This is a genomic window from Pseudomonas sp. 05N433, assembly GCF_056396925.1.
Genome location: NZ_JBFTML010000145.1, coordinates 1 through 651, shown reverse-complemented (window position 1 = coordinate 651; position 651 = coordinate 1). Strand labels below are relative to the sequence as shown.

Annotated in this window: 1 pseudogene; it reads left to right on the top strand. The window is 60.2% G+C overall.

Features of this window, described 5'->3' with window-relative positions:
* Positions 1-651, top strand: a pseudogene (locus tag AC1DIS_RS30085) (type IV secretion protein Rhs); the annotation flags it as partial.

Sequence of the window (651 nt, the reverse complement as noted above, 5' to 3'; positions counted from 1 at the left end):
ACGCTTGGTGGCGCTGATTCCACCGCAAGACGAACCGACGGCCTACGAGTATCGCAACGGTTTCCTGCATGCGCGCTATCGCGGTCAGGCGGTGTGGAAATACCAGCGCAATGCTCAGGGTGATGTCACCGAGGCGACCGATCCCGACGGTCAGGTCACCCATTACCACTACGACCCTCAGGGCCGGTTGCTGTCGGTCCGCTACCCGGACACCAGTCGGCATGTCTTTGTCTGGAATGCCTTGGGTCAGTTGCTTGAGGAAACACTAACAGATGGTGGGCAGCGAACGTTTTCCTATGATGCGCTGGGACGGCAGACGACTCGTCAGGACGAACACGGTGCGCTCACCCAGTATCAATGGGATGCCGTCGGCCGACTGGTCCAGGCGACATTGCCGACCGGGGCCACCCGGGCGTTCAGTTACAACGCCTACGGCAAGATCACCGCCGAACGCGATGAACTGGGTCGCGTCACCCGCTACGAATACGTCGACGATCTGCATCTGGTCAGCCGCCGGATCAATCCCGACGGCACCCAGCTCCAGTACCGCTATGACAATGCGCAGCTGCTGCTCACGGAAATCGAAAACGAATCCGGCGAACACTATCGGCTGGACTACACACCCAACGGCTTGATCCGACAGGAAACCGG